Below are 25,928 nucleotides of genomic sequence, written 5' to 3' on the forward strand. Positions count from 1 at the left end.
GACCATCAAGGCCGACCCCATTTGGGGCCGGCCTTTTTCTTGTCTGCAGCTCAGTAAAATGCGACTGAGCTTGGTCTTATGAAATTTGTAGCGTATATTTTCATGAAATTATTTAAATAGAATTTCACGAGGCGCACCATGTTCAAGCAATCCGCCCAGCATATCGACACCTATTACGCGGCGACCTATCCGGGAACAATCCCGCTGCGCCCGCGCTTACAGGAGCCATTACAGTGCGATGTGCTGATCATCGGCGGCGGCTTCAGCGGCCTGCACACGGCGCTGCGTTTGGCATTGGCCGGCAAGAAGGTGGTGGTTTTGGAGGCCAGCCGTCTGGCCTGGGCCGCGTCTGGGCGCAACGGCGGGCAAGCGTTGCCGGGCTGGTCGTGCGATATGCCGCCGTTCGAAAAGGCCCTCGGCCTAGAACGCGCACGCCGTCTGTGGGACAGCATGGTCTGGGCGGCCACAGAGATGGGCGAACTGCCCGAGCGTCACACCTTTGATATCGACTACCGCAGCGGCGCGATCTACACCGCTGTGCTGCCGCGCCGCGTCAAGCAATTGCAGGAAGGATTGGAAGAAGCGGAACAAAAGTACGGCTACTCGCAGCTGAGCTTTATCCCTAAAGAACAACTCCCCGAATGGATCGCCAGCCCGCGTTACTTGGCTGCTTTGTATGACAGCGGTGCTGCCCACCTCAACCCCCTGAAATTAGCGCAAGGTTTAGCCGCGGCCATTGAGGCGGCCGGCGGGCGGATTTTCGAACAAACCAAAGCGTTGGAATACCGCGAAACGGCAGCCGGCTTTGTGGTGCGCACTGAGCAGGGTGAAGTGCGCAGCGACGTTCTGGTCATGGCCTGTAACGCCTATATCGACACGCTCGACCCACAACTGGCAAAACGCCTGTTACCGGTCGGCTCCTACCAGGTCGCCACCGCACCGCTCGATCCAGAGCTGGCGCGTTCGTTGTTCCCGCGCGGCACCTGCGCCATCGACAACCAGTTTGTGCCGGACTACTTCCGCGTAACCCCAGACAATCGCCTGCTGTTCGGCGGCGGCTGCACCTACCTCGGCGGCATCCCCAAAGACGTACCCGCCGCGACCCGGCCCTACCTGGAGCGCGTGTTTCCGCAACTGCGCGGCGTGCAAATCGACTATGGCTGGGGCGGGCATATCGACTGCACGATGCAGCGCACCCCGGACGTCGGCCACAGCGGGCAAAAGTATTGGCTGCAGGGCTTCTCCGGCCACGGCATTTTGCCGACGCTGGCCGCCGCCCGTGCAGTCAGCGATGCGATCCTCGGCGACTGCGATCTGCTTGAGCTGTACCAAGGCCTGAGCAACCCACGCTTCCCCGGTGGTGACCTGCTGGCTGCGCCGATCGAGGCGGTGGGCAAGGCGTGGTATCGCCTGCGTGATGTGATTTGATGATGGCCAGTCCCCTCTCCCCTCTCCCCTCGGGGAGAGGGTTAGGGAGAGGGGGCAGCCGACCCTCTCCCCCAGCCCCTCTCCCGCAAGCGGGAGAGGGGCGTTAAAACGCCCTAAGGACATTCCATGGACATGCAGGAAGAAATCGACGGCCTGGCGATCTTGATCCGCGACCTGCGCAAGCACAAGAACCTCACCCTCGGTGAGCTGGCCGCACGCATCGAGCGCTCGGTGGGCTTTCTCTCGCAGGTCGAGCGCGGTTTGTCGCGGCCAACCGTGGCTGACCTCACCGCCATCAGCGAAACCCTCGGCGTACCGACCACCTATTTCTACAGCCTGAGTAAACCGCGTGACGTGCCCTGGGTCACTCGCCCCGGCGAGCGCCGCACCCTGCATTACGCCGGTGGCATTACCGACGTGCTGGCCTCGCCGACCATGGCCGGTGGCTTCTCCATGCTCGAAAGCCGCCTGGACCCCGGCGCCACCAGCGGTGAAGGGCATTTGAACGACAGCTCGGAACAGGGTGGTTTCGTCCTCGAAGGCGAGCTGACCATCTGGTACGGCGCAGACGCTGCGCCCGTCACCCTTAACCCGAATGACAGTTTCCAGCTGCCGCCGCATGCACAGTTTCGCTATGCCAATCTTTCCGATTCCCCCACACGAGTGCTCTGGGTTTTCACCTAACCCGCGCAGATACCGCCATGACAATAACAACCGTATTTCCCGACCTGCTCAGCGAAGTCCGTGCCTTCCGCGCGGCTTACCCAGACGTACGCTATGTCGACCTGATCAGCCTGGATATTCCCGGGCATTTCTACGGCAAGCGTTACCCCATCGACATGCTGGAAAAAGTCGCGGCCGGCGGCCCGCTGAAAATCCCGCAGAACTGTGTGCTGTTGGGGGTGCAAGGCGGCCTGTACCCGATTGGCGATTACTGCTTCAACGACGGCGACCCGGACGCCCCGCGCCGGCTAATCCCCGGCACGCTGAAACCGGTGCGCTGGGAAAACCAACCGCTGGGGCAAATGCTGATCAGCTCCGATGGCACTGCGGCACCGATCGAGTTCGAGCCGCGTGAAGTACTCGCCCGCGTGCTCAAGCGCCTGGCAGCACGGGGTATTCGCCCAGTGGTGGCCTTCGAGCTAGAGTTCTACTTGTTTGACCGCGCGCTGCAAGACGGCCTGCCGCAGTTCCCCCGCGACCCGCTGTGCGGCGATGAAGATAACCAGCCAAATATGCACATCGAGCGTCTGTCGCGCTTTGCCGATGTGCTGCACGAAATTGTCGATGCCGCCAATGAACAAGGCGTGGACGCCAACGTGATCACCGCCGAACTCGGTCCCGGCCAGTTCGAGATCAACTTCGGCCACTGCGACGACGGCCTGCGCGCCGCCGACTGGGCTGCATTGTTCTGCCGCAGCACCCGTGGCGTGGCGCTTAAACACGGCCAGCGCGCCAGCTTTATGAGCAAGCCGTACTTGCACGCACCGGGCAGCGGCATGCATGTGCACGTCAGCCTGTACGACGCGGCCGGTAACAACCTGCTGGCCGCCGATGCACAGCGCCCGCTGCGTCATGCTGTGGCCGGCTGCTTAGAATTGCTGCCGCACTGCATGCCGATCTTCGCCGCCAACCACAACGCCTTCCGTCGCTACGGCGCCATGGTCAACGCCGCCAGCCGCGCCAGTTGGGGCTTTGAGGACCGTGACGCGTGTATTCGCATTCCTGAATCGGATGGTAAAAACCTGCGCATCGAGCACCGCTTGGCCGGCGCTGACGCTAACCCTTACTTGGTGCTGGCGGCGATTTTAGTGGGCATGGAGCACGGGCTGGATGCTGCTAAGGAACCGATTGCGTCCCTCAACGAAAATCGCCAAAGCGGCATCGACTTCCCCCAAGACATGCTCAGCGCCGTCAGCGCCATGCGTGATCACCCGGTGGTCAACCAAGGCTTGGGCGAAGAGTGTGTGATGGTCTACTGCGAGAACAAACGCCAAGACCACCTGGCCTTTATGCAAGACGTCAGCGCACGGGAATACCGCTGGTTTCTCTAGCCCTACGCTAACACCCCACCCCGGATTACGCTGGCGCTTATCCGGGCTACAAATGTCGGGCTGTGCCTGTGGGCTTGGAACCATCGTGCTACCACCCCTAGCCCGGATAAGCCTTAGCGCAATCCGGGAAACCCTCCGCCCTCGCGGATTACGCTGGCGCTTATCCGGGCTACAAATGTCGGGCTGTGGCTATGGGCTAGGAACCGCTGGGCTACCAACCCGTAGCCTGGATAAGCCCTAGCGCAATCCGGGTAATCCCTCGCCCTCGCGGATTACGCTGGCGCTTATCCGGGCTACAAATGTCGGGCTGTGGCTGTGGGCTTGGAACCATCGTGCTACCACCCCGTAGCCCGGATAAGCCTTGGCGCAATCCGGAGAAACCCTCCGCCCTCGCGGATTACGCTGGCGCTTATCCGGGCTACAAATGTCGGGCTGTGGCTATGGGCTAGGAACCGCAGCGCCATTACCCCGTAGCCTGGATAAGCCTTGGCGTAATCCGGGAATCATCCCAACCCGGATTACGCTGGCGCTTATCCGGACTACTCACTGGTTTGTATGAGCCATACATATGCACATTGCGCCAAGCCCTTATCGCAGCAGAAACACCGCCAGCCCGGCCAGCGCCGACACCAGCAGCACCTCCATCACCCCTCGCTTGAAGCGCAGCAGCGCCAGCGCCGCTGCCAGGGCGATCACCGCCGACGGCCAGTCAAAGGTACCGTCGAAGCCCTGCGGCCAGAGCACGTGGTAGGCAAAGAACAACGCCAGATTAAGGATGACCCCGACCACGGCAGCGGTGATTGCGGTCAGCGGCGCGGTGAACTTCAGCTCGCCATGAGTCGACTCTACCAGCGGCCCGCCGGCGAGAATGAATAGAAAAGACGGCAGAAAGGTAAACCAAGTGACCAACGCTGCCGCTACTGCCCCGCTGATAAAGCCAGAGTCGCCGGCAAAAACCGGCTGCAGGTAAGCACCAATAAACGCGACAAACGCCACCACCATGATCAGCGGCCCCGGTGTGGTTTCGCCCAATGCCAGACCGTCGATCATCTGCGTGGGCGTTAGCCAACCGTAATGGTCGATTGCACCCTGATAGACATACGGCAGCACCGCATAAGCACCGCCAAAGGTCAGCAGGGCCGCCTTGGTGAAGAACCAGGCCATCTGCGTCAGCTTGCCGTCCCAGCCATACAGCCAGGTCAGCAGGCCCATCGGTAGCAGCCAGAGCAGCGCGCCGACCAGCAGCAACAGCGCAAGCCGCGAGGCGCGAAAGCGCGTATGCGCCGCCGGCGGGCTATCGTCATCAATCAAGGCGGGGCCATAAGACTTGTCCGCCGCCGCATGCCCGCCGCCCAAACTGAACTGCTCGGGCAAGAATCGGCCACCGAAATAACCCAAAAGCGCGGCGGCTATCACGATCAATGGGAACGGCAGGTTGAAGGCGAAGATGGCGACAAAAGATGCCCCGGCAATGCCCCACAGCCAGTTGTTCTGCAGCGCGCGGGAGCCGATGCGCCAAGCCGCCTGCGCCACAATCGCAGTGACCGCCGGTTTGATCCCGTAAAAAATCCCTGCCACCAGCGGCACATCACCAAAAGCGATATACAGCCAAGACAAGCCAATCAGAATAAACAGCGAGGGCAGTACAAACAGCACCCCAGCGATCACCCCGCCCCAGGTGCGGTGCAGCAGCCAGCCAATATAAGTGGCCAACTGTTGCGCCTCCGGCCCCGGCAGCAACATGCAGTAGTTCAGTGCATGGAGAAACCGCCGCTCAGACAACCAACGGCGTTTCTCCACCAACTCCTGATGCATGATTGCGATCTGCCCGGCCGGCCCGCCAAAACTGATCAAGCCCAGTTTCAACCAGAACCAGAAGGCCTCGCGCAGGCTGACCGCTGGCGGTGCTGTGGGTGCAGATAACTCAGGCATGGGGCAGCTCACTGCAATAAATGCGGTCGCACTATAACGCGCCCTGATGACGATTTAAGTGTGCGCGGCTTAAGTCCAGCTTCGATTTCCGTATACTGCGCGGCATTACACCATCCCCTTCAACCTGCCCGTGAAGCGCCCTGTGAAAATCCGTCATTCGCTCGTAAATCTGCTGCTGATCTGCAGTTGCCTTGCTGTTGCCTCGCACGCCCATGCTGCCACGACCAAACAACAAGACTTGGCCGCTGGCAGTGCCTTGCTGGTCGACTTGCAAACTAATCAGGTGCTCTATGAGCGCAATGCCGACAGCGTAGTGCCGATTGCCTCCGTCACCAAGTTAATGACCGCCATGGTCACCCTTGACGCCAAATTGCCGCTCGACGAGGTGCTGCCGATCATGATTCGCGACACCCAAGAAATGCGCGGCGTGTTCTCCCGCGTGCGCGTGGGCAGCGAACTGAGCCGCCGCGATATGCTATTGCTGGCCTTGATGGCCTCGGAAAATCGCGCCGCTGCCAGTTTGGCGCACCATTACCCGGGCGGCCACGGCGCCTTTATCGCCGCAATGAACGCCAAGGCGCTCGCGCTGGGCATGAACAATTCGCGTTTTGTCGAGCCGACGGGTTTGTCCGAGCACAATGTATCCAGCGCCCGCGACTTGGTATTGATGCTTAAGGCTGCACGCCAGTACCCGCTGATCAGCCAGTTCAGCACCACCTCGGAAAAAACCCAGGCCTTTCGCAAGCCCAACTACACCTTAGGTTTTCGCAACACCAACAGCCTGGTGCGCAAACCCGGCTGGAGCGTGCAGCTGAGCAAGACCGGCTACACCGGTGAGGCGGGCCGCTGCCTGGTGATGAACACCGTCATGAATAAACGCCCAGTGGCATTCGTGGTGCTGGATGCCTTCGGCAAGTACACCCACATGGCCGACGCCAACCGCCTTAAGCGCTGGTTGGAAACCGGCACGATCACCGCCGTGCCACCCGCTGCCATCAGCTACCGCCAGCAAAAATTGGCGCAGCGGCAAATTCAGGTGGCGCAGTAGGCCCAACGACAGCGGCTAATTGGGGCCCAGGAGGGGCTGGCGCATACCAAACACCAAATACCGCGCCAGCTCGTTGAGCGGCAAGGCCTTGCTGATCAGGTAGCCCTGCACCTGATCACAGCCGAACTGGCGCAGCAGCGCCAGCTGCTCGGCGTCTTCCACGCCTTCGCCGACCACCTGCAAGTTGAGGTTGTGCGCCAGGTTGACCAGCGCCTTTACCAATTGGCGCTTTTCCGCGCGCTCGTTCATGCCCGCGACAAAACTCTTATCGATTTTCAGCATGGCGATGGGCAGGCTATTAAGGTGCTCAAACGAAGAGAAGCCGGTGCCGAAATCGTCGAGGGAAAACCGCACGCCCAGACGACCGAGCGCCAGCATGGTCTGCTGCACTTTATCGCTGCGGCGCATCACCGCCGTTTCCGTCAGCTCGAACTCCAACCATTGCGCATCCACCCCGCGCTCTTCGATCAGGCGACTAAGGGTCGGCAACAACTGGCTGTCCTGAAACTGACGGAAGGATAAATTCACCGCCATGTGCAGCGGTGGCACACCACGACCGAGCAACCATTGCATGTCGCGTAATGCCCGCGAAATGACCCAGTAGCCCAACGGCACAATCAGCCCACTTTCCTCAGCCAGCGGGATAAATTCATTAGGCCCGAGCAGGCCATGCTCGCTGTGCCGCCAGCGCACTAATGCCTCCAGACCGACGATGTGGCCTGTTTGCAGGCAAAGGCGCGGCTGGTAGTGCAGCTCCAGTTCATCGCGGCGCAAGGCGCGGCGCAGTTCAGCTTCTAAGTCCGCGCGGCTGCGCGCGTTGCGGTTGATGCGCTCATCGTAGACATGCAAGGTGCAGCCTTGCTGGCTCTTGGCCTGCTGCATGGCGATGTACGCGTGCCACATCAGCGGGTCGGCGCCGCTCTCGGCGCAAGCGTGGGCCAGCCCCAGGCTGCAGCCGACGAGCAGGCTTTCACCCTCAATCCAGTAGGGCTAGGCCAGCGCTTCAATAATGTGCGCCGCTAAACGTTCGCCGTGCTGCGGGTCGCGGCGGCTGTCCAACAGCAAGGCAAATTCATCGCTGCCTAGACGGGCTAACTGATCGCTGGGCTGCAAGTGCGCCTTAATACGTGCGACAACCTGTTGAATCAACTGGTCGCCACCCTGATAACCAAGGGCATCGTTGGCATGGCGAAAGTTATCTAAATTTAGGTGGCCGAGGGTGAGCCCGACGCCTTGGTATTCGGCCAGCCGTGCGGCCAATAACCGCTGGAAGCCTTGACGATTGGCAATCCCCGTCAGCGCATCTTGCTCACCCAAACGCTGCAAGGCGAGCTGCAGCGTGCTGCGCTCGGCGGCATAACGCAGGCTGCGAAGCAGCACATCGGTGCTCAGTCGGTCACGCACCAACCAATCGCACACCCCTTGCGGCTCTTCTGCAGGCTCGACATCCAGCAGCAAAATAATCGGCAGGCAACACTGCTTGGAGGTCGGCAGGTAGTGGGCGGTGGTCAACAACAAGGCATTATCAGGGGTGTCAAACAACGCACTGGCAGCCTCCCAAGACGGCGCTGTGATCAATGCATACGCGCTGCCGAACGCGCTTAAGCGTTCACGCAGTAACTCGACCCAGCCTGGCGTTTGCGCCAACACCAGTAACCGCAAAGGTTGAACAAACCCGGACAAGAACTTCCCCCGCTGAATAATAAAGAGCGTGCAGCCGCTCGGGTGCGTCGTAGTCGACGTCTAATCACCCACATCCCTGTGTCAGTGGCGCCTGTTTCCGGCACCTGAGTAGCAAAAGTGGCGTCAGAGTACTGGATTGCACAAATTAACCAAGCGTGGCGGTTTGCCATTATGTGGACGGCCACACACCTGCAGACGCTCGCGGCAGAACGTATCAGGCCTGTTAAAATGCCCGCCCATTTCGCCTGGCGATTGATTCAATGTCTCGACTGAACCCCAGGCAGCAGGAAGCCGTGAACTACGTCAGCGGCCCGCTGTTGGTGCTCGCCGGCGCAGGCTCCGGCAAGACCAGCGTCATCACCCGTAAAATTGCCCACTTGGTGCATAACTGCGGCGTCCAAGCTCGGCATATCGTCGCCATGACCTTTACCAACAAGGCGGCGCGGGAGATGAAAGAGCGCGTTGGCAGCCTGCTCAAAGGACCCGAGGCGCGCGGCCTGACGGTGTCGACCTTCCACAATTTGGGCATGAACATCATTCGTAAAGAATACGCAGCGCTGGGTTACAAGCCGGGCTTCTCGATCTTTGATGAGGGTGATATCAAGGCGCTGCTGTCGGACATCATGCAGAAGGAGTATTCCGGTGATGACGGCGCCGACGAAATTAAAAACACCATCGGCAGCTGGAAGAATGAGCTGATCATGCCCGAGCAGGCGCTGGCCGAGTCGCGCAACCCCAAAGAGCAGACCGCCGCCATCGTTTACCTGCATTACCAGCGCACGCTTAAAGCCTATAACGCGGTGGATTTTGACGACCTGATTCTGATGCCGGTGAAGCTGTTCCAAGAGCACCCGGCCATCTTGGAGAAATGGCAGAACCGTATCCGTTATTTGCTGGTGGACGAATATCAAGACACCAATGCCAGCCAGTACCTGCTGGTGAAGCTGCTGGTGGGCATGCGTAACCAGTTCACCGTGGTCGGTGATGATGACCAATCGATCTACGCCTGGCGCGGTGCGCGCCCGGAAAACCTGATGCTGCTGAAAGACGACTACCCGTCGCTAAAAGTAGTGATGCTGGAGCAGAACTACCGCTCCACCAGCCGCATCCTCAAGTGCGCCAACACCCTGATCGCCAACAACCCGCATGCCTTCGAAAAGCAGCTGTGGAGCGAGATGGGCATGGGCGACGCCATCCGCGTGATCCGCTGCAAGAATGAAGATGCCGAATGCGAGCGCGTGGCCCTAGAAATACTCACCGAGCATTTGCGCACTGACCGGCCCTACAGCGACTACGCCATCCTTTATCGCGGTAACTACCAGGCCAAACTGATGGAGCTGAAACTGCAGCATCATCAGATTCCGTATCGCCTGAGTGGTGGCACCAGCTTCTTCGCCCGCCAAGAGGTGAAGGATCTGATGAGCTACTTCCGCCTGCTGGTTAACCCGGACGACGACAACGCCTTCCTGCGCGTGATCAACGTGCCGCGCCGCGAAATTGGCTCCACAACCCTGGAAAAACTCGGTAACTACGCCACCAGCCGCAAGATCAGCATGTATACCGCCGCCGGAGAAATCGGCTTGGGTGAAACACTGGACGCGCGCTTTACCGAACGCTTGGCGCGCTTTACCAAATGGATGGACCGGGTGCGCCAGGAATGCGCGCAGAACGACCCCATTGCGGCGATCCGCAGCATGGTGATGGACATCGATTACGAGAATTGGCTGCGCCAGAACGCCTCCAACGACAAGGTTGCCGACGCGCGCATGGGCAACGTCTGGTTCCTCGTCGAAGCATTGAAAAATACCCTAGAGCGCGACGAAGACGGCGATATGACCATCGAAGACGCCATCGGCAAATTGGTGCTGCGCGACATGCTCGAACGCCAGCAGGAAGAAGAGGAAGGTGCCGACGGCGTGCAAATGATGACCCTGCACGCCTCCAAGGGGCTGGAATATCCGTCGGTGTACATCCTCGGCGTGGAGGAAGAAATCCTCCCGCACCGCTCCAGCATTGAAGCCGATACGGTTGAGGAAGAACGCCGTCTGGCCTACGTCGGCATCACCCGCGCCAAGCGCAACCTGACCATGACGTATGCGTCCAAACGCAAGCAATACGGCGAGGTCATCGACTGCGCGCCTAGCCGTTTTCTCGATGAACTGCCGCCCGAAGACTTAGTCTGGGAGGGCTTGGAAGACGCGCCACCCGAGGTCAAAGCCGCCACCGGTAACTCGGCACTGGCCAACATGCGGGCGATGCTCAAGAAATAAAGGCCACTGCACCAGCCCGCAGGGTGGCCGTGAGGAACGACAAACGATGAGAGTTAGGTTTGCTCAAGCGTAGGGTGGATGGCGCTTCATCCATCCACCAAAGCGCACTGGTGGATGAAAAAGCACCATCCACCCTACATAATCCTCGCAGCCGTATACGAGCCAGAAGAACACGCCCCGGAGCGCATCCGGGCCACATTTATAACGAGGGTAACCGCGTGGAAGCGCTGAAACAGAAGATTCGTGAGGAAGGCACCGTACTCTCAGAGCACGTGCTCAAGGTCGATGCCTTTCTAAACCATCAGATCGACCCCCAGCTGATGCAACAAATCGGTCATGAATTTGCTCAGCGCTTTGCCGGCCTGGGCATCAGTAAGATCGTCACCATCGAGGCTTCTGGCATTGCACCGGCGGTAATGGCGGGTTTGGAGCTGGGCGTACCGGTGATCTTTGCGCGTAAGTTCCAATCGGTAACGCTCACGGACAACCTGTATATCTCCAAGGTGTTTTCCTTCACCAAGCAAACCGAAAGCACCCTGGCCATCTCAGCCAAGCACCTGAACGCCAGCGATCACGTGCTGCTGATCGACGATTTCCTCGCCAATGGCCATGCCGCTCGTGCGCTGATCGACCTGATCGGCCAAGCAGGTGCGAGCATCGCGGGGATCGGGGTGGTGATTGAGAAGTCGTTTCAGCGCGGTCGCGCTGAACTGGATGAACAGGGTTATCGAGTTGAATCGCTGGCGCGTATCGGCTCGCTCAAAGATGGCCAGGTCAGCTTTATTGAGTGACCGAGAACAGCAATAAACACTGCAAAACGTAGGATTCGCCCACAAAAAAGCCGCTTAAATAGGCGGCTTTTTCGCAACGGTGTCTGGCGGGTTACAGGCCGGACATTTTCACGATGGCACTGCGCAGCTCATCGTCTGTGCAATCAGCACACGTGCCTTTCGCCGGCATGGCATTGATGCCAGCAATTGCCGTTTTCAGGATAGCGTCAACGCCACCTTCTTTGTCGGCACGAGCCTTCCACGCTGGCGTGTCACCAATTTTTGGCGCACCCAAAATGCCGGGCATATGGCAGGCACTGCAATGCTTGGCGATGATGTCGTCAGCCGAGCGCGCTGCACCACCGGCGACAACAGCGACCGCGCCAACACCTTTGCATTCCTCGCCCATTACACAGACTTGGCCTACCGGTTTTAGCCGTTCAGCAATCTCGTCACTGGTCATGGCCTGAGCAGTAACTGCCCACAAGGCAAGAACGGCAGCGGGTGCTATCAAGATTTTTTTAATCAGGTTCACGGTACACCTCTTTGTGGCTAGTCACGCTCGCGGCCACTGTTTAGCGAGCAGGTCGCAGTATAACGGTAAGCCAGCAGAGCCGAAACAACCCAGATTGTCACAGGGTTATTTAAAAGTTGGCGGGCGTAGTAGCACTGATCAACCGTGCCGGTTGCTCGAATGGGTTGCGAAAGCGATGCGGCTTGCTGCTCTCAAAGTAGTAGCTGTCGCCCGGCTCAAGAATAAAAATCTCGCTGCCGACGGTCAGCTCTAATTTACCGGAAACCAGCATGCCAGCCTCTTCGCCCTCATGGGCGTACATCTCGTCGCCGGTATCGGTGCCGCTGGGGTAGGTTTCATCGAGGAAGGAAATAGCCCGGCTCGGATGCGCCTTGCCCACCAACTTCATGGTGATGGCACCGCTGCAAATGTCAGTGAGTTCAGCCGCGCGATAGACCACCTGAGCCTGGCTATCCTGCTCCACATCTAGGGAGAAGAACTCCACCAGCGACATGGGAATACCCGCCAACACCTTTTTTAACGAGCTGATCGAGGGGCTTACGCTGTTTTTCTCGATCATCGAAATAGTGCTGTTGGTGACGCCTGCCCGCTTGGCGAGTTCACGCTGGGAAAGGCCTTTGAGTTTACGAATGGATTGCAGTCGAACACCGACGTCCAATGCTGGAGCCCCCTGGGGAATATACGAAAATGAGGCCGTATCATGGCATAGCGTTCGGAATTTACAACACTGGTGTTCGACACTCATCTACAACCGCGCATTTAGCCCCCGAGATAGAGCAGAGGCACTCGTTTTAAGTTGCAGAAAAGCTGATAAGGGATGGTGTCCGCTTGCTGAGCCACATCGCTGGCCAGCACCTGTTTACCCCAAAGTTCAACCCGGCTGCCCAGGCCCGTGTGCGGCAGATCGGTAAGGTCGACGGTGAGCATGTCCATCGATACCCGGCCGATTAGCCAGGTTAGCTGGCCATCTACCGCCACCGGTGTACCGGTCGGAGCATGCCGCGGGTAGCCGTCGGCATAGCCCATGGCGACCACGCCGACACGGGTCGGTCGCTCGCTGACAAAGCGCGCGCCATAGCCCACGGGTTCACCGGCCGGTAGTTCACGCACGCTGATGATTTTTGATTCTAAGGTCATCACTGGTTGCAAGCGTGCGGCCATGGCCTGCGCCTGATCAAACGGGGTGGCGCCGTAAAGCATGATGCCGGGGCGAACCCAATCACTTGGCTGCTCTTTAAGCTCAAGCTGGGGCCAACCGAGCACGGCAGGCGAATTACGCACGCTGACCGGCGCCGCAATGCCCTGACTCGCGTGTTGAAACATCGCCAATTGCTCTTCGCTGCGTGGGCAATCCAGTTCATCTGCGCGGGCGAAGTGGCTCATCAACGTGATGTTCGCCACCCTGCCGCTGGCCAGCAGACGCTGATACGCCGCCTGATACGCCGTCGGGTGCAGGCCAACCCGGTGCATGCCGCTGTCCATCTTTAACCAGACCGTCAGCGGTCGGCGCACAGCGCTGCGCTCAATGGCATCGAGCTGCCACGGCGAATGCACCACGCACCACAGTTCGTGCTGCTCGATCAGCGGTAATTCGTCAGCCTCGAAAAAGCCCTCCAGCAACAGAATCGGCCCACCAATACCGGCCTCGCGCAGCTGCAGCGCTTCCTCGATACAGGCCACCGCAAAACCATCGGCGTCGCGCTGCAATGCCTGGGCACAACGCACCGCGCCATGGCCGTAAGCGTCTGCCTTGATCACCGCCAATGCGCGGGCCCCACTGGCTTCACGGGCCAGTTGGTAGTTGTGTCGTAAGGCTTGCAGGTCGATCAACGCACGGGCGGGACGCATGATGTTCTCGGCTATCAGCAGGTTTCAGGGTTAAACGTGACGGAGGTTGTCTTTAACCTTGCACGGCAATGCTCAAGCGGGCGGCCAGCGAGCATGGCTTATAAAAAAGCCCGGCAAAACCGGGCAACGTCTTATCCCGACAAAAACAGCTTAGAGCGCCGCTACGACGGTGATTTCCACCAGCACTTCGGGCTTGTACAGAGTGGCCTCAACGCAAGCGCGTGCCGGCGCTGCACCCGGGGCAACCCACGCATCCCATACCTGGTTGAAGCCGGCATAGTCGCGGGCCAACTCTTTCAAATAGATGGTCACGGAGAGAATCTTCGACTTGTCGCTGCCGGCCTCAGCCAGCATACGGTCGGTACTGGCTAAGGTTTCGCGGGTTTGCGCCGCAATATCGCCGCTGTAATCGTCGGCCAATTGCCCGGCCAGATAGACCGTGCCGTTATGAATAACGATTTCGCTGTGACGCTTTTCAGTGAGCAGGCGCTGTACTGACATGTTTATGAGTCTCCTGGGAGCGGCTGTAGCGGGCAATATCCAGACCTTCAGCGCTGATCTGCGGGCGCTTTTTCGCCATCAAATCGGCAAGCAAACGACCGGAGCCGCAGGCCATGGTCCAGCCCAGTGTGCCGTGGCCGGTATTAAGGAACAAATTACGCAAGCGGGTCGCACCAATAATTGGCGTGCCGTCTGGCGTGGCAGGGCGCAGACCGGTCCAGAACTCCGCTTGGCTCAGATCACCGCCTTGCGGGTAGAGATCAGTGGTGATCATTTCCAAGGTTTCACGCCTACGCGGGTTGAGGCTGAGGTCAAAGCCGGCAATCTCCGCCATGCCGCCGACGCGAATGCGGTTATCGAAACGGGTTATGGCCACCTTGTAGGTTTCATCAAGGATGGTCGAGGTCGGGGCCATGGCCGCATTGGTGATCGGTACGGTCAGCGAATAACCCTTGAGCGGATAAATCGGTGCGCGGATGCCCAGCGGCTTGAGCAGGTGCGGGCTGAAGCTGCCGAGGGCGAGCACGTAGCGGTCAGCGGTTTCCAGCTTACCGTCGATCCACACACCATTAACTCGATCGCCAACCGCCTCGATACGTTGAATGTCTTGGCCGAAGCGGAATTCCACGCCTAAGTCTTTGGCCATCTCAGCCAGCTTGAGGGTGAACAATTGGCAATCGCCGGTCTGGTCGTTCGGCAAACGCAGGGCCCCGGCCAACTTATGAGTTACGGCCGCCAAGGCCGGCTCAACACGGGCGATACCCGCGCGGTCGAGCAACTCATAGGGCACGCCGGATTGCTTAAGCACGGCAATGTCCTTGGCCGCGTTATCCAGTTGCGCTTGGGTGCGGAACAGCTGAGTGGTGCCAAGGCTGCGACCTTCATAGTCGATGCCGGTTTCGGCACGTAACTCGTCGAGGCAATCACGGCTGTACTCGGACAAACGCACCATGCGCTCTTTGTTCACCGCGTAACGACTGGCGGTGCAGTTGCGCAGCATTTGCGCCATCCACAGGTATTGGCTGATGTCGGCCGTGGCCTTAATAGCCAGCGGTGCGTGCTTTTGCAGCAACCACTTGATAGCTTTCAGTGGCACGCCGGGCGCAGCCCATGGCGAAGCATAACCCGGCGAAACTTGCCCGGCGTTGGCGAAACTGGTTTCCATGGCCGGGGCATTTTGCCGATCGACCACCACCACTTCGAAACCTTGGCGCGCCAGGTAATACGCACTGGCTGTACCAATCACACCGCTACCGAGGACCAGAACCCGCATGCTGCTCTCCTCGTCGTGACTCATCACGACGGATAATTCTTAGGATCAAGTTGAACGCAGTATAGGAAGACAGCAGCAGTGTATTTCACTATATAAACAGCTATATTTGGCGACAATTATTGGCAATACTGCCTTACACAGAGGGGTATCTACCGTGCGCACTCAGCACCAGAGTCGTCGTGAACTGGACAAGATTGACCGCAACATCCTGCGCATCCTGCAGGAAGACGGGCGTATCAGCTTTACCGAGCTGGGTGAGCGCGTTGGCCTGTCGACCACACCCTGCACCGAGCGCGTGCGGCGCCTGGAGCGCGAAGGCATCATCATGGGTTACCACGCGAGGCTTAACCCACAGCAGCTCAAGGCCAGCCTGTTGGTGTTTGTTGAGATCAGCTTGGATTACAAATCCGGCGACACCTTTGAGGAATTTCGTCGCGCCGTGCTGAAGCTGCCGCACGTGCTGGAATGTCATTTAGTGTCCGGCGACTTCGACTACTTGGTGAAGGCACGGATCAACGAGATGGCCAGCTACCGCAAGCTGCTCGGCGACATCCTGCTCAAGCTGCCGCATGTGCGCGAATCGAAGAGCTATATCGTCATGGAAGAAGTGAAAGAAAGCTTGAGCCTGCCGATTGCCGACTAGCCCAACCTACACCAACACCTGCCGCGTGCTGGCAATCAGGTTGTGCACCTGCTTTGCCACCGCCGGTTCAATCATCTGCTCAGGCCCCTGACCACGCGGGCATGGCAGGCTGGGTGTGGTGCCGAACAAGCGACAGATCAACGGCCGCTGGTCATACACCGTGCAGCCTTGCGGGCCCAAGTGCACGCAGTTGTACTCAGCCAGTGCAGCATCGTGCTCAGCCGCGCTTTTGACCGGTAAGCGCGACATTTCTTCGGAGGACGCCGTGACTGGGCCACAGCAATCATGGCAGCCGGGCACGCAGGCAAAACTGGGAATCTGTAACCGCAGTTGGTCGATTTTGCGGCCGGTGCAACTCATGGGTAACGTCCTCAGGCGGTGACCGGCATAGTAACCGCGCACCAGCTTGCAGCGCGGCATCTGGCCTGATTTAACCGACGGAAAACATATTTATTAGCGATTGCCGCTTGGCGTTTGGCAAAGTCCACGCTTATGCTTCGTAAAATTTTCCAAACACAATAATCAGGATTCCACACATGGACGCCCGCGTTCACCAGCCCGCTCACAGCAGCCAGCACGCCAACTCTTATTACGCCGCCAGCGCTAATCGCCAACTGGCCTACCCCGCGCTTACCGGCGAGTTACGGGCCGATGTGTGCATTGTCGGCGGTGGTTTTTCGGGCCTGAATACGGCTATCGAACTGGCGCAAAAAGGCCTGTCGGTGGTGCTATTGGAAGCCCACAAGATTGGCTGGGGCGCCAGTGGTCGTAACGGCGGGCAACTGATTCGCGGCGTCGGCCATGGCGTCGAACAGTTTGAAGCGGTGATTGGCGCTCAAGGTGTGCGTGACCTGAAGTTAATGGGCCTGGAAGCGGTGGAAATCGTCCGCCAGCGCGTTGAGCGGTTCAATATCGACTGCGACCTGACGTGGGGCTATTGCGACCTAGCCAATAAGCCCAGCCACCTCGACGATTTCGCCGAAGAGATGGCCGACCTCAAGCAACTGGGCTATCGCCATGAAATGCGCCTGCTGCAGCCTGAGCAGATGCATGAAGTGGTCGGCTCCAACCGCTATGTCGGCGGCCTGATCGACATGGGCTCTGGCCACCTGCACCCGCTTAACCTGGCACTCGGTGAAGCGGCGGCGGCGCAGAGTTTGGGCGTGCAGCTATTTGAAGACTCGACAGTTGTGCGCATCGACTATGGCAACGAGGTCAAGGTGCACACCGCCCAAGGCGTGGTGCGCGCAGCCAATTTGGTGCTGAGCTGCAATGCTTATTTGAATGGCTTGAACAGCAACCTCGGTGGCAAGGTGCTGCCGGCAGGCAGTTACGTAATCGCCACCGAGCCGCTGTCCGCCGCCGAGGCGCAGGCGATCATCCCGCAGAATATGGCGCTGTGTGACCAGCGCGTGGCGCTGGATTATTACCGCCTGTCCGCCGACAATCGCCTGCTGTTCGGTGGCGCCTGTCATTACTCCGGGCGTGACCCCGTCGACATCGCCGGCTATATGCGGCCGAAAATGCTCGACGTCTTCCCGCACCTAAAACACCTGAAAATTGATTACCAGTGGGGCGGCATGATTGGCATCGGCGCCAACCGCCTGCCGCAGATCGGCCGTCTTAAGGAACAGCCCAACGTGTATTACGCCCAGGCGTATTCGGGCCATGGGGTTAACGCCACGCACTTGGCCGGCAAACTGCTCGGTGAGGCGATTGCGGGTCATGCCAGCAACGGTTTCGACCTGTTCGCTAAGGTGCCGCACATGACCTTCCCCGGCGGCAAGCACCTGCGCTCGCCACTGTTAGCCTTGGGCATGCTCTGGCATCGCCTGAAAGAACTGGTCTGAGGGCATGGGCGAGGTTAGGGCGACGGCAGTCGCCATGCACCGCTCCCTGATTGATCAGCGCTGCAGCGCCACCTCATCAAACGCGCCGCGGCGAAATGCCAGCCAAACAAACCCGGCAGCGCCCATTGCCATCAGTATCGGCAGGGCATGGCCGCTGACCCACTGACTGGCGGCGCCAGTCGACAGCGGCCCGAGCAGACAGCCCGCGCCCCAGAGCAAAGCGATATGCGAGTTGGCCCGCACCAGCGCATCGTCGCGGTATCGCTGGCCGACCAGAATCAGTGACAAGGTGTACAAGCCTCCGGCGCTGGCGCCAAATAGCAACAGCACCGCCCAGATCAGTGGCGTATGCAGCAGCAGTGGGATGCTCAAGCTGGAAAACAGCAACACCACGCCGCAACAACGGAACAGCATTTGCCGTGGCACGCGGTCGGCCATCCAGCCAAGCGGTAACTGCAGCGCGGCATCGCCCACCACCACCACGCTGACCATAATCAGCGCCAGTTGCTGAGCAAAACCCTCGCGCAACAGGTACAGCGGCAGCAGTGTCAGCACCATGGCTTCAAAGGCGGCAAACAGCACCACCGCCCAAGCAATCGCCGGTGAGTGTCGACAGAACGCCAGAACGCCGCGCCCGGACGCACTCTGCGCATCGACCTTGGGCGCCCCGTCGCGACCCAGCAGCAGCAAACTGCCGAAGACCAATAAGCCTGCGGAAAACCAGAACCCGCGATCCGTATCTGTGCCCAGCAGGGTCAAGAACAACGGCCCACACAGTTGGCTGAGCGCAAAACCGGTGCCGTACAGCGCGACTAAACGACCCCGCAAACGGTCCTCAACCAGCTGATTGATCCAGCTTTCGCCAAGCACAAACACCACGGTCAATGAGATGCCGATCAGCAGGCGCAGCAGCAGCCACAATGGGTAGCTGGGCATGACGCTGAGCAGCGCCACCGACGCCGCGCTGGCGAGCAGGCACAAACGCAAGGTCTGCGGCGTACCGAACCAGCCGGCCAGGTGCCCGGTCAGCCGCGCGCCGAGCAATACGCCAACGGCGGGCATGGCGGCCATCACGCCAATGGCAAAGGAGCCGTAACCCCAAGCCTCGAGACGAAACGACACCAGCGGCAGCGTCACCCCCAGCGCTAACCCGACCACCACTACCGCCGCAGTAACGGCGAAATAGGTTGCCCACCTCATGTGCCCAACTCCCATCCTCTGCCGCTAATTGCCCGTCGCCACGCAGTAGAAAAACAACGGCCGGGCTCCCAACGGGAACCCGGCCGTGCGTTTTATCCACTCTGGCCGCTCCCAGAGAGAACGGTCGTCAGCGCTTGGTTATAGCTTGATCCACGTCGCCTTGATCTCGGTGTACTTGTCGAAGGCATGCAGGGATTTGTCGCGGCCATTACCGGATTGCTTGTAGCCGCCAAACGGTGCGGTCATATCGCCGCCGTCGTATTGGTTGACCCACATGCTGCCCACACGCAACGCCTTGGCGGTCAGGTGCGCCTTGGACAGGTTGCTGGTCCAAATAGCCGCTGCCAGACCAAAGATGCTGTCATTGGCAATCTGAATGGCTTGTTCGGTGCTATCGAAGGCAATCACGGTCAATACCGGGCCGAAGATTTCTTCCTGAGCGATGCGCATGGCGTTGTGCGCATCATCAAAGATGGTCGGTTCAACATACTGGCCGCCCGTTTCTTCTAGGGTGCGCTTACCACCGCACAGCAGCTTGGCCTGATCCTGGTGGCCGACATCGATATAACCGAGCACTGAATTGAGGTGCCCGGCATCCACCAGCGCGCCGACCTTACTGTCGGGGTCCAGCGCGTAGCCGACTTTCCAGCCCTGCATGGCTTCCACCACCATGGGCATAAACGCATCCTTGATCGAACGCTCCACCAGCAGGCGCGAGCCGGCGGTGCACATCTCACCTTGGTTAAAACAGATCGCTGCAGCCGCCGCTTCTGCCGCCGCCTTGAGGTCAGGCGCATCGGCGAAGACGATATTGGCGCTTTTGCCACCCGCCTCCAGCCACACACGCTTCATATTGGATTCGCCGGCGTAGATCATCAGCTGCTTGGCAATCTTGGTCGAACCGGTGAACACCAAGGTATCCACATCCATGTGCAGTGCCAGCGCTTTACCTACGGTATGGCCATACCCTGGCAGCACGTTGAGTACGCCTGCGGGAATACCCGCTTCCAGCGCAAGCTGGGCCAGACGAAGTGCAGTCAGCGGTGATTTCTCCGACGGCTTAACGATCACTGAGTTACCGGTGGACAGTGCCGGGCCGAGCTTCCAACACGTCATGATCATCGGGAAGTTCCACGGCACGATAGCCGCGACCACACCCACCGGCTCGCGTGTCACCAGACCCAGCTCATCATGCGGGGTGGCGGCCACTTCATCGTAAATCTTGTCGACCGCTTCACCGCTCCAGCGGATGGCACGCGATGCACCTGGCACATCGACGCCGAGGGAATCGCTGATCGGCTTACCCATATCTAAAGTTTCCAGCAACGCCAGCTCTTCGGCGTGCTCGTCCATCAGATCAGCAAAACGGATCATCACACGCTTACGTTGCGCCGGCGCCATGCGCGACCAAACGCCAGACTCGAAGGTGGCACGGGCATCCGCCACGGCTAACTCGGCATCGTCCAGATCACAGCTGGCCACCAGGCCAAGCAGGCGACCGTCAACCGGGCTGATGCACTCGAAAGTAGCCCCGGAAACCGCCGCACGGTACTCACCATGAACAAAGGCGCGGCCTTCGATCTTCAGGCTTTTGGCGCGCTGTTCCCAGTCGGCACGAGTCAGGCTAGTCATTCGAATATCCTCTATTGCGAGTGAAGCGCCGCGCTCTGGGCGCATGCGCTGTCAATTATTTTCCCGGGGTTTAGGCAAACCCAATCCTGCGGGCAACACTAAACCAGAGGCGTGCGCAGTTCCAATATTTTTTACAAAGAGCGGCAAAACAGCCTTGTTATGTGTGCTTTATTAAACATAGACTCGAAAATTACTCTGTTCACTGACAACAAGCCTGACTTTTAACGGGCGCTCAACCTCAACCGGACTCGCTTATGAACATCACACAGATCGTCGATTTCGCCACCGTCAACACTGCGCCCGAGCACTACCGGCCGGATGCGGTAAAGGTCCTTAATGGCGACCCCGAGCAAAGCGTACGTAACCACTACGGCAGCCCGTGCGGTCAGTTCAACGCGGGGGTTTGGCAGGGTGCCGTCGGCCACTGGACCGTCAACTACACCGAGCACGAGTACTGCGAAATTCTGCAAGGCGTCTCGGTGCTGCGTGACCAAGACGGTAACGCCAAGACCCTGCGCGCCGGCGATCGCTTTGTAATCCCAGCCGGCTTCTCCGGCACCTGGGAAGTGCTAGAAGCGTGCAGCAAGGTTTATGTGATGTTCGAGCAGGCCGCGAACTGAGCCCGCCAGCTGATGCATAACCTCTTAGCCCGCTGCGTGCGGGCTTTTTATGGCCTGCCAGCCAAGACGGCCGGCCTTTTGGGGGCGCCGCACGCAACACTTAAACTGCCCCAACGAATTTTTAACTCGCAGGGTTTGCGCGGTTAAATCACAGGCAAGAAAAAGCCCACCAGAAGGCAGGCTTTATCAGCAAAGGACGCGATCAATTACTTGATCTTGCCTTCCTTGTACATCACGTGCTTACGCACAACCGGATCGAATTTTTTAATTTCGATTTTGTCCGGGGTGGTGCGCTTGTTCTTGTCGGTGGTGTAGAAGTGACCAGTACCGGCACTTGAGATCAAACGGATCAATTCACGCATGATTTAGCTCCTTAAACCTTTTCGCCACGAGCACGCAGCTCGGACAGAACGATGTCGATACCACGCTTGTCGATGCAACGCATGCCTTTAGCAGAAACGCGCAGACGCACGAAACGGTTCTCAGACTCGACCCAGAAGCGATGATGCTGCAGGTTCGGCAGGAAACGACGACGGGTTTTGTTGTTTGCGTGGGAAATGTTATTCCCAGATACCGGACCCTTACCGGTAACTTGACAGACTCTCGACATGCCTCAGCCCTCTAAAACCACATGCCCAACCCGGCATGGGTTGGCCGCTAATATTCAATCTTGGCGCTAAACGCCGCGTATCTCGAGGGTCTTACCGGCCGTACCTGAAAGCGCAAGAACCGGGCCCCTACAAAAGAGCGCTGCTTTATACCAGAACCCCAACGCTTCAACAAGATTAAACGTACTTTGCTCAACCACGTTGCGCGCCCACTTGGCCGCTCCACGTCAGCCGTTGAAGGGGATTAAGCCGATCAACCACTCGTCGCCAAGAGCCATTGCCCTGCTGCCGGGTAATGGCCTAGGGTAAGGCCTTCGCCCGCGCGCCCACCTCTATTTAGGAGTTTGCCATGCGCCCCGCCGCCTTGCCGTTACTGCTCATCTCGTTGCTGGCCCACGCATTGGCCCACGCCAGCACACTCAGCGTCTGCACCGAAGCCAGCCCAGATGGTTTCGATGTGGTGCAGTACAACGCGCTAACCACCACCAACGCCTCGGCCGACGTGCTGATGAACCGCCTGGTAGAGTTCGATGCAACGAGCGGCACGCTGCAGCCGAGTCTGGCGCAAACGTGGGACGTCAGCCCGGACGGCCTCAATTACAGCTTTACCCTGCGCCCGGATGTGAGCTTTCACCGCACTGACTATTTCAGCCCCAGCCGTTTGCTGAATGCCGATGACGTGTTGTTCAGCTTTCAGCGCATGCTTGACCCGGCTCATCCTTGGCACAAGGTTGCTGCCAGCGGCTACCCACATGCCCAGTCGATGCAACTGCCAAGCCTGATCAAAAGCATCGACAAAACCGGCGAACTCAGCCTGCGCTTCACCCTCAACCGCCCAGACGCAACCTTCCTCGCCACACTCAGCATGGGTTTTGCTTCAATTTATTCCGCCGAATATGCCGCGCAACTGCTAGCGGCGGGCACCCCGGAAAAACTCAATAGCCAGCCCATTGGTAGCGGCCCGTTTGTGTTCAAACGCTTTCAAAAAGACGCCAGCGTGCGCTACAGCGCTCACTCGAACTACTTTGCCGGCACACCTGGCGTAGACAACTTAGTATTCGCCATCACCCCAGATGCCAACGTGCGCCTGCAGAAGTTGCGCCGCGGTGAGTGCCACATCGCCTTGTCGCCAAAGCCGCAAGATGTAAAAGCCATCGAGGGCGACAGCCACCTGCAAAGCGTCAATACGGCGGCCTTTATGACCGCCTTCGTGGCCATTAACAGTCAGCATCCACCTCTGGACCAGCCCGCTGTGCGTCAGGCCATCAACCTCGCCTTCGACAAGGCCAGCTACCTGCAAGCGGTATTCGAAAACAGTGCCGAAGCCGCTAACGGCCCTTACCCACCCAACACTTGGAGCTACGCTACCGAGCTGCCTGGTTATAACCATGATCCTGAAAAAGCCCGTGAACTGCTTAAGACGGCAGGCTTGGCTGATGGTTTCAACACCACCATCTGGACGCGCCCCAGTGGCAGCGTGCTTAACCCTAACCCGAGCGTCGGTGCGCAACTGTTGCAGGCTGACCTGGCTAAGATCGGCATCCAAGCTGAAATCCGCGTAATCGAATGGGGCGAGCTGATTCGTCGCGCCAAAGCCGGCGAGCACGACCTGCTGTTTATGGGCTGGGCCGGCGATAACGGTGACCCGGATAATTTTCTAACGCCGCAATTTGCCTGCGCCTCGGTCGAGTCCGGGCTCAACTTCGCCCGCTATTGCGACCCGCAATTGGACAAACTGATTGCCGATGGCAAACGCACCAGTGACCACGTGCAACGCAGCCAGTTGTACAAGCAAGCGCAGCAGATCATCCAGCAACAGGCGCTATGGCTGCCGCTGGCTCACCCAACCGCCTACGCGTTGACGCGCAAAGAGGTCGAGGGTTATCAGGTCAGTCCGTTCGGCCGGCAAGACTTTGCCAAGGTGCGCCTCGTCCCCTGAGACCTAAAGCCAGCCGTACTCGGCCATCGACAGGGGCTCACCGTCGCCGACAATAAAGTGGTCGAGTACGCGCACATCCACCAACTCCAGCGCCTCTTTTAGGCGGCGGGTCAACACCCGATCAGCCTGGCTAGGCTCGGCCACCCCGGATGGATGGTTGTGAGTCAGAATCAGCGCGGCGGCGTTGTGCGCGAGCGCCCTTTTGACCACCTGTCGAGGGTAGACACTGGCACTGTCGATGGAGCCATGAAACAGCGCTTCGAAAGCTAGCACGCGGTGTTTGGCGTCCAGAAACAAACAGCCAAACACCTCATGGGGTTCATGGCGTAGCAGCGCTTTCAGGTAATCACGTACGGCCTGCGGGCTTTCCAGCGCCGAGTCACGGCGCAGTTGCTCAGCCAGATGGCGCCGCCCCATTTCCAGCACGGCTTGCAACTGCGCGAACTTGGCCGGGCCCAGCCCCAGACGCTGGCTAAACGAGGGCAGATCCGCCTGCAACAGCGCCCGCAAGCTGCCAAAGTCACCGAGCAGGTGGCGCGCCAGGTCAACTGCACTTTGCCCAGCCACGCCGGTGCGCAGGAAAATCGCCAGCAACTCCGCGTCAGTAAGCGTACCCGCGCCCTGGGCCAAGAGTTTTTCCCGCGGGCGCTCTGCAGCAGGCCAGTCACGAATACTCATCACTCCTCCTTGTGGTATCAGATGCCGCTAACGCCTTATCAGCGCGCCGAAAAGCCAAGCCTGACTGGCGTTTGGTGGTGCTCCTGCACTGCAGGCTCTGTGCTATCGTAGCCCAACTTTTGCGTCGCGCCTGGCCTGGGGAGGTGTCGGCGCGACGTTGTAACCCTCTTTGACCAACGCCATCTTTATAAAAGGCAGGCCTATGCAGCGGCTGTATCGGAAACGCATCATTGTTGGCGTGGGCGGTGGTATTGCCGCGTATAAAAGCGCCGAGCTGATTCGCCGACTCAAAGATCAAGAGGCCGATGTGCGCGTGGTCATGACCAAGGGCGGTCGTGAGTTCATCACCCCGCTGACCCTGCAAGCGCTATCCGGGCATCCCGTGCACCTCGACCTGCTCGACCCCGAAGCCGAAGCGGCCATGGGCCATATCGAACTGGCACGCTGGGCTGATCTGGTGCTGATTGCTCCGGCCACCGCTGACCTGATGGCGCGCCTCGCCCAAGGCGTGGCCGATGACCTGCTAACCACCCTCGTGCTGGCCACCGATGCACCCGTCGCCCTCGCCCCAGCCATGAACCAAGCCATGTGGCGTGACCCAGCCACCCAGGCCAACGCTCAATTACTGGCGGCGCGCGGTTTGCATTTCTTCGGCCCCGCAGCAGGTAGCCAAGCCTGCGGAGACGTAGGCTTGGGGCGCATGTTTGAAGCCGAACAACTGGTGCAGTGCGCCGCCGACTGCTTCCAGCACCAAGCACTGACCGGCAAGCATGTGGTGATTACCGCAGGTCCCACCCAAGAAAATATCGACCCGGTGCGCTACATCACCAACCACAGCTCCGGCAAAATGGGCTTCGCTCTGGCTGAGGCGGCTGTTGAAGCCGGCGCCAAAGTCACCCTGATCAGCGGTCCGGTGCACCTGCAAACACCCGAGCGCGTTACCCGCGTTAATGTCATCAGCGCCCGCGACATGCTGGCCGCCTGTGAGGCAGTGATGCCCTGCGATGTGCTCATTGCTGCAGCGGCAGTAGCCGATTACCGGCCGGAAGTGGTCGCCCAGCACAAATTGAAGAAAGATCCATCCAGCGGCGACGGTCTTCTTCTGCAAATGGTGCGCAACCCGGATATTCTCGCCACCCTGGCCAGCCGCGAAGACCGCCCGTTCAGCGTTGGCTTTGCCGCCGAGACTGAAAACTTGCTGGAATACGCATCACGTAAGCTGCGCGACAAGAACCTCGACCTGATCGTCGCCAATGATGTGGCCAACCCCAGCATCGGCTTTAACAGCGAAGAAAACGCCATCACCATCATCGACCGTGAGTTGCAGCAGAGCAGCTTTACCCAGACCAGCAAAAGCAAAATTGCCCGCCAGTTGGTGAGTTTTATTGCCGAACGTCTGGCTCAACGCTGACGCAC

General features: G+C 59.4%; 23 protein-coding genes and 1 pseudogene. 11 read left to right on the forward strand and 13 right to left on the reverse strand.

Annotation, left to right across the window (positions count from 1 at the left end):
* Nucleotides 1–138: 138 nt before the first annotated feature.
* From WF513_RS16365 to WF513_RS16375, 3 genes are all read left to right on the forward strand, one after another.
* Nucleotides 139–1,428 carry an FAD-binding oxidoreductase gene (locus WF513_RS16365; protein WP_339080463.1) on the forward strand — a complete coding sequence of 430 codons (1,290 nt, stop codon included), beginning with the start codon at nucleotides 139–141 and terminating at the stop codon, nucleotides 1,426–1,428.
* A 126-nt stretch (nucleotides 1,429–1,554) separates the two neighbouring features.
* On the forward strand, nucleotides 1,555–2,112 hold the full coding sequence (locus WF513_RS16370; protein ID WP_339080464.1) for an XRE family transcriptional regulator: 558 nt from the start codon (nucleotides 1,555–1,557) through the stop codon (nucleotides 2,110–2,112).
* Nucleotides 2,113–2,135: 23 nt separating this feature from the next.
* Nucleotides 2,136–3,482 (forward strand): glutamine synthetase family protein, encoded by a 1,347-nt coding sequence (locus WF513_RS16375; RefSeq protein WP_339083633.1) that lies wholly within the window; start codon nucleotides 2,136–2,138, stop codon nucleotides 3,480–3,482.
* Nucleotides 3,483–4,070: 588 nt separating this feature from the next.
* Here the strand turns inward: WF513_RS16375 and chrA are convergent.
* Nucleotides 4,071–5,414: a chromate efflux transporter gene (chrA, locus tag WF513_RS16380; protein ID WP_339080465.1), complete on the reverse strand. Its 1,344-nt coding sequence runs from the start codon at nucleotides 5,412–5,414 to the stop codon at nucleotides 4,071–4,073.
* Nucleotides 5,415–5,556: 142 nt separating this feature from the next.
* Here chrA and pbpG point away from each other — a divergent pair, with 142 nt between their 5' ends.
* On the forward strand, nucleotides 5,557–6,462 hold the full coding sequence (gene pbpG / locus WF513_RS16385; RefSeq protein ID WP_339080466.1) for a D-alanyl-D-alanine endopeptidase: 906 nt from the start codon (nucleotides 5,557–5,559) through the stop codon (nucleotides 6,460–6,462).
* A 15-nt stretch (nucleotides 6,463–6,477) separates the two neighbouring features.
* Here the strand turns inward: pbpG and WF513_RS16390 are convergent.
* Nucleotides 6,478–8,145, reverse strand: a pseudogene (locus tag WF513_RS16390) (bifunctional diguanylate cyclase/phosphodiesterase).
* A gap of 260 nt (nucleotides 8,146–8,405) precedes the next feature.
* Here WF513_RS16390 and rep point away from each other — a divergent pair.
* Both rep and WF513_RS16400 read left to right on the forward strand, forming a co-directional pair.
* Nucleotides 8,406–10,415 (forward strand): DNA helicase Rep, encoded by a 2,010-nt coding sequence (gene rep / locus WF513_RS16395; protein ID WP_339080467.1) that lies wholly within the window; start codon nucleotides 8,406–8,408, stop codon nucleotides 10,413–10,415.
* 218 nt (nucleotides 10,416–10,633) lie between these two features.
* On the forward strand, nucleotides 10,634–11,206 hold the full coding sequence (locus WF513_RS16400) for a xanthine phosphoribosyltransferase (protein ID WP_339080468.1): 573 nt from the start codon (nucleotides 10,634–10,636) through the stop codon (nucleotides 11,204–11,206).
* A gap of 91 nt (nucleotides 11,207–11,297) precedes the next feature.
* On the opposite strand, the gene WF513_RS16405 is transcribed toward WF513_RS16400, so the two are convergent.
* The 5 genes from WF513_RS16405 to dadA form a co-directional block, all read right to left on the reverse strand.
* Nucleotides 11,298–11,720 carry a c-type cytochrome gene (locus tag WF513_RS16405; RefSeq protein ID WP_339080469.1) on the reverse strand — a complete coding sequence of 141 codons (423 nt, stop codon included), beginning with the start codon at nucleotides 11,718–11,720 and terminating at the stop codon, nucleotides 11,298–11,300.
* 109 nt (nucleotides 11,721–11,829) lie between these two features.
* Entirely contained in the window at nucleotides 11,830–12,378 is a 549-nt protein-coding gene (locus WF513_RS16410) for a cupin domain-containing protein (RefSeq protein WP_339080470.1), read from the reverse strand.
* 101 nt (nucleotides 12,379–12,479) lie between these two features.
* Nucleotides 12,480–13,568, reverse strand: coding sequence for an alanine racemase (alr, locus tag WF513_RS16415; protein WP_339080471.1), 1,089 nt, complete (start codon nucleotides 13,566–13,568; stop codon nucleotides 12,480–12,482).
* Between the two features lie 150 nt (nucleotides 13,569–13,718).
* Nucleotides 13,719–14,069 (reverse strand): RidA family protein, encoded by a 351-nt coding sequence (locus tag WF513_RS16420; RefSeq protein WP_339080472.1) that lies wholly within the window; start codon nucleotides 14,067–14,069, stop codon nucleotides 13,719–13,721.
* Nucleotides 14,044–15,342, reverse strand: a complete 1,299-nt coding sequence (gene dadA, locus WF513_RS16425; protein ID WP_339080473.1) for a D-amino acid dehydrogenase — start codon at nucleotides 15,340–15,342, stop codon at nucleotides 14,044–14,046. Before dadA ends, WF513_RS16420 begins: the two co-directional genes overlap by 26 nt.
* Nucleotides 15,343–15,496: 154 nt before the next feature.
* Here dadA and dadR point away from each other — a divergent pair, with 154 nt between their 5' ends.
* Nucleotides 15,497–15,985, forward strand: a complete 489-nt coding sequence (gene dadR, locus WF513_RS16430; RefSeq protein ID WP_090250512.1) for a transcriptional regulator DadR — start codon at nucleotides 15,497–15,499, stop codon at nucleotides 15,983–15,985.
* A 6-nt stretch (nucleotides 15,986–15,991) separates the two neighbouring features.
* Here dadR and WF513_RS16435 read toward each other — a convergent pair whose 3' ends face one another.
* Nucleotides 15,992–16,345 (reverse strand): YkgJ family cysteine cluster protein, encoded by a 354-nt coding sequence (locus WF513_RS16435; protein WP_339080474.1) that lies wholly within the window; start codon nucleotides 16,343–16,345, stop codon nucleotides 15,992–15,994.
* 176 nt (nucleotides 16,346–16,521) lie between these two features.
* Between WF513_RS16435 and WF513_RS16440 the strand changes: the two genes are divergently transcribed.
* Nucleotides 16,522–17,835 (forward strand): FAD-binding oxidoreductase, encoded by a 1,314-nt coding sequence (locus WF513_RS16440; RefSeq protein ID WP_339080475.1) that lies wholly within the window; start codon nucleotides 16,522–16,524, stop codon nucleotides 17,833–17,835.
* Between the two features lie 54 nt (nucleotides 17,836–17,889).
* On the opposite strand, the gene WF513_RS16445 is transcribed toward WF513_RS16440, so the two are convergent.
* Nucleotides 17,890–19,035: an MFS transporter gene (locus WF513_RS16445; protein WP_339080476.1), complete on the reverse strand. Its 1,146-nt coding sequence runs from the start codon at nucleotides 19,033–19,035 to the stop codon at nucleotides 17,890–17,892.
* A 138-nt stretch (nucleotides 19,036–19,173) separates the two neighbouring features.
* The gene (locus WF513_RS16450; RefSeq protein ID WP_339080477.1) at nucleotides 19,174–20,667 is read right to left on the reverse strand and encodes an aldehyde dehydrogenase; all 1,494 of its coding nucleotides are present in this window, start codon (nucleotides 20,665–20,667) and stop codon (nucleotides 19,174–19,176) included.
* Nucleotides 20,668–20,921: 254 nt separating this feature from the next.
* Here WF513_RS16450 and WF513_RS16455 point away from each other — a divergent pair, with 254 nt between their 5' ends.
* Nucleotides 20,922–21,287, forward strand: coding sequence for a cupin domain-containing protein (locus tag WF513_RS16455; RefSeq protein ID WP_339080478.1), 366 nt, complete (start codon nucleotides 20,922–20,924; stop codon nucleotides 21,285–21,287).
* 206 nt (nucleotides 21,288–21,493) lie between these two features.
* Here the strand turns inward: WF513_RS16455 and rpmG are convergent, their stop codons facing one another.
* Together rpmG and rpmB are read right to left on the reverse strand one after the other, a co-directional pair.
* On the reverse strand, nucleotides 21,494–21,649 hold the full coding sequence (gene rpmG / locus WF513_RS16460; protein WP_022960960.1) for a 50S ribosomal protein L33: 156 nt from the start codon (nucleotides 21,647–21,649) through the stop codon (nucleotides 21,494–21,496).
* Nucleotides 21,650–21,660: 11 nt separating this feature from the next.
* Nucleotides 21,661–21,897 carry a 50S ribosomal protein L28 gene (gene rpmB / locus WF513_RS16465; RefSeq protein WP_339080479.1) on the reverse strand — a complete coding sequence of 79 codons (237 nt, stop codon included), beginning with the start codon at nucleotides 21,895–21,897 and terminating at the stop codon, nucleotides 21,661–21,663.
* A gap of 347 nt (nucleotides 21,898–22,244) precedes the next feature.
* Between rpmB and WF513_RS16470 the strand changes: the two genes are divergently transcribed.
* On the forward strand, nucleotides 22,245–23,834 hold the full coding sequence (locus WF513_RS16470) for an ABC transporter substrate-binding protein (protein WP_339080480.1): 1,590 nt from the start codon (nucleotides 22,245–22,247) through the stop codon (nucleotides 23,832–23,834).
* A gap of 3 nt (nucleotides 23,835–23,837) precedes the next feature.
* On the opposite strand, the gene radC is transcribed toward WF513_RS16470, so the two are convergent.
* A complete protein-coding gene (gene radC, locus WF513_RS16475) occupies nucleotides 23,838–24,512 on the reverse strand; it encodes a DNA repair protein RadC (protein ID WP_339080481.1) in 675 nt (224 codons plus the stop codon).
* A 202-nt stretch (nucleotides 24,513–24,714) separates the two neighbouring features.
* On the opposite strand from radC, the gene coaBC reads away from it, so the two are divergent.
* The gene (gene coaBC, locus WF513_RS16480; RefSeq protein ID WP_339080482.1) at nucleotides 24,715–25,923 is read left to right on the forward strand and encodes a bifunctional phosphopantothenoylcysteine decarboxylase/phosphopantothenate--cysteine ligase CoaBC; all 1,209 of its coding nucleotides are present in this window, start codon (nucleotides 24,715–24,717) and stop codon (nucleotides 25,921–25,923) included.
* Nucleotides 25,924–25,928 lie beyond the last annotated feature (5 nt).

Origin of the sequence: Pseudomonas sp. TMP9, assembly GCF_037943105.1 — a bacterium.
GTDB lineage: Bacteria > Pseudomonadota > Gammaproteobacteria > Pseudomonadales > Pseudomonadaceae > Aquipseudomonas.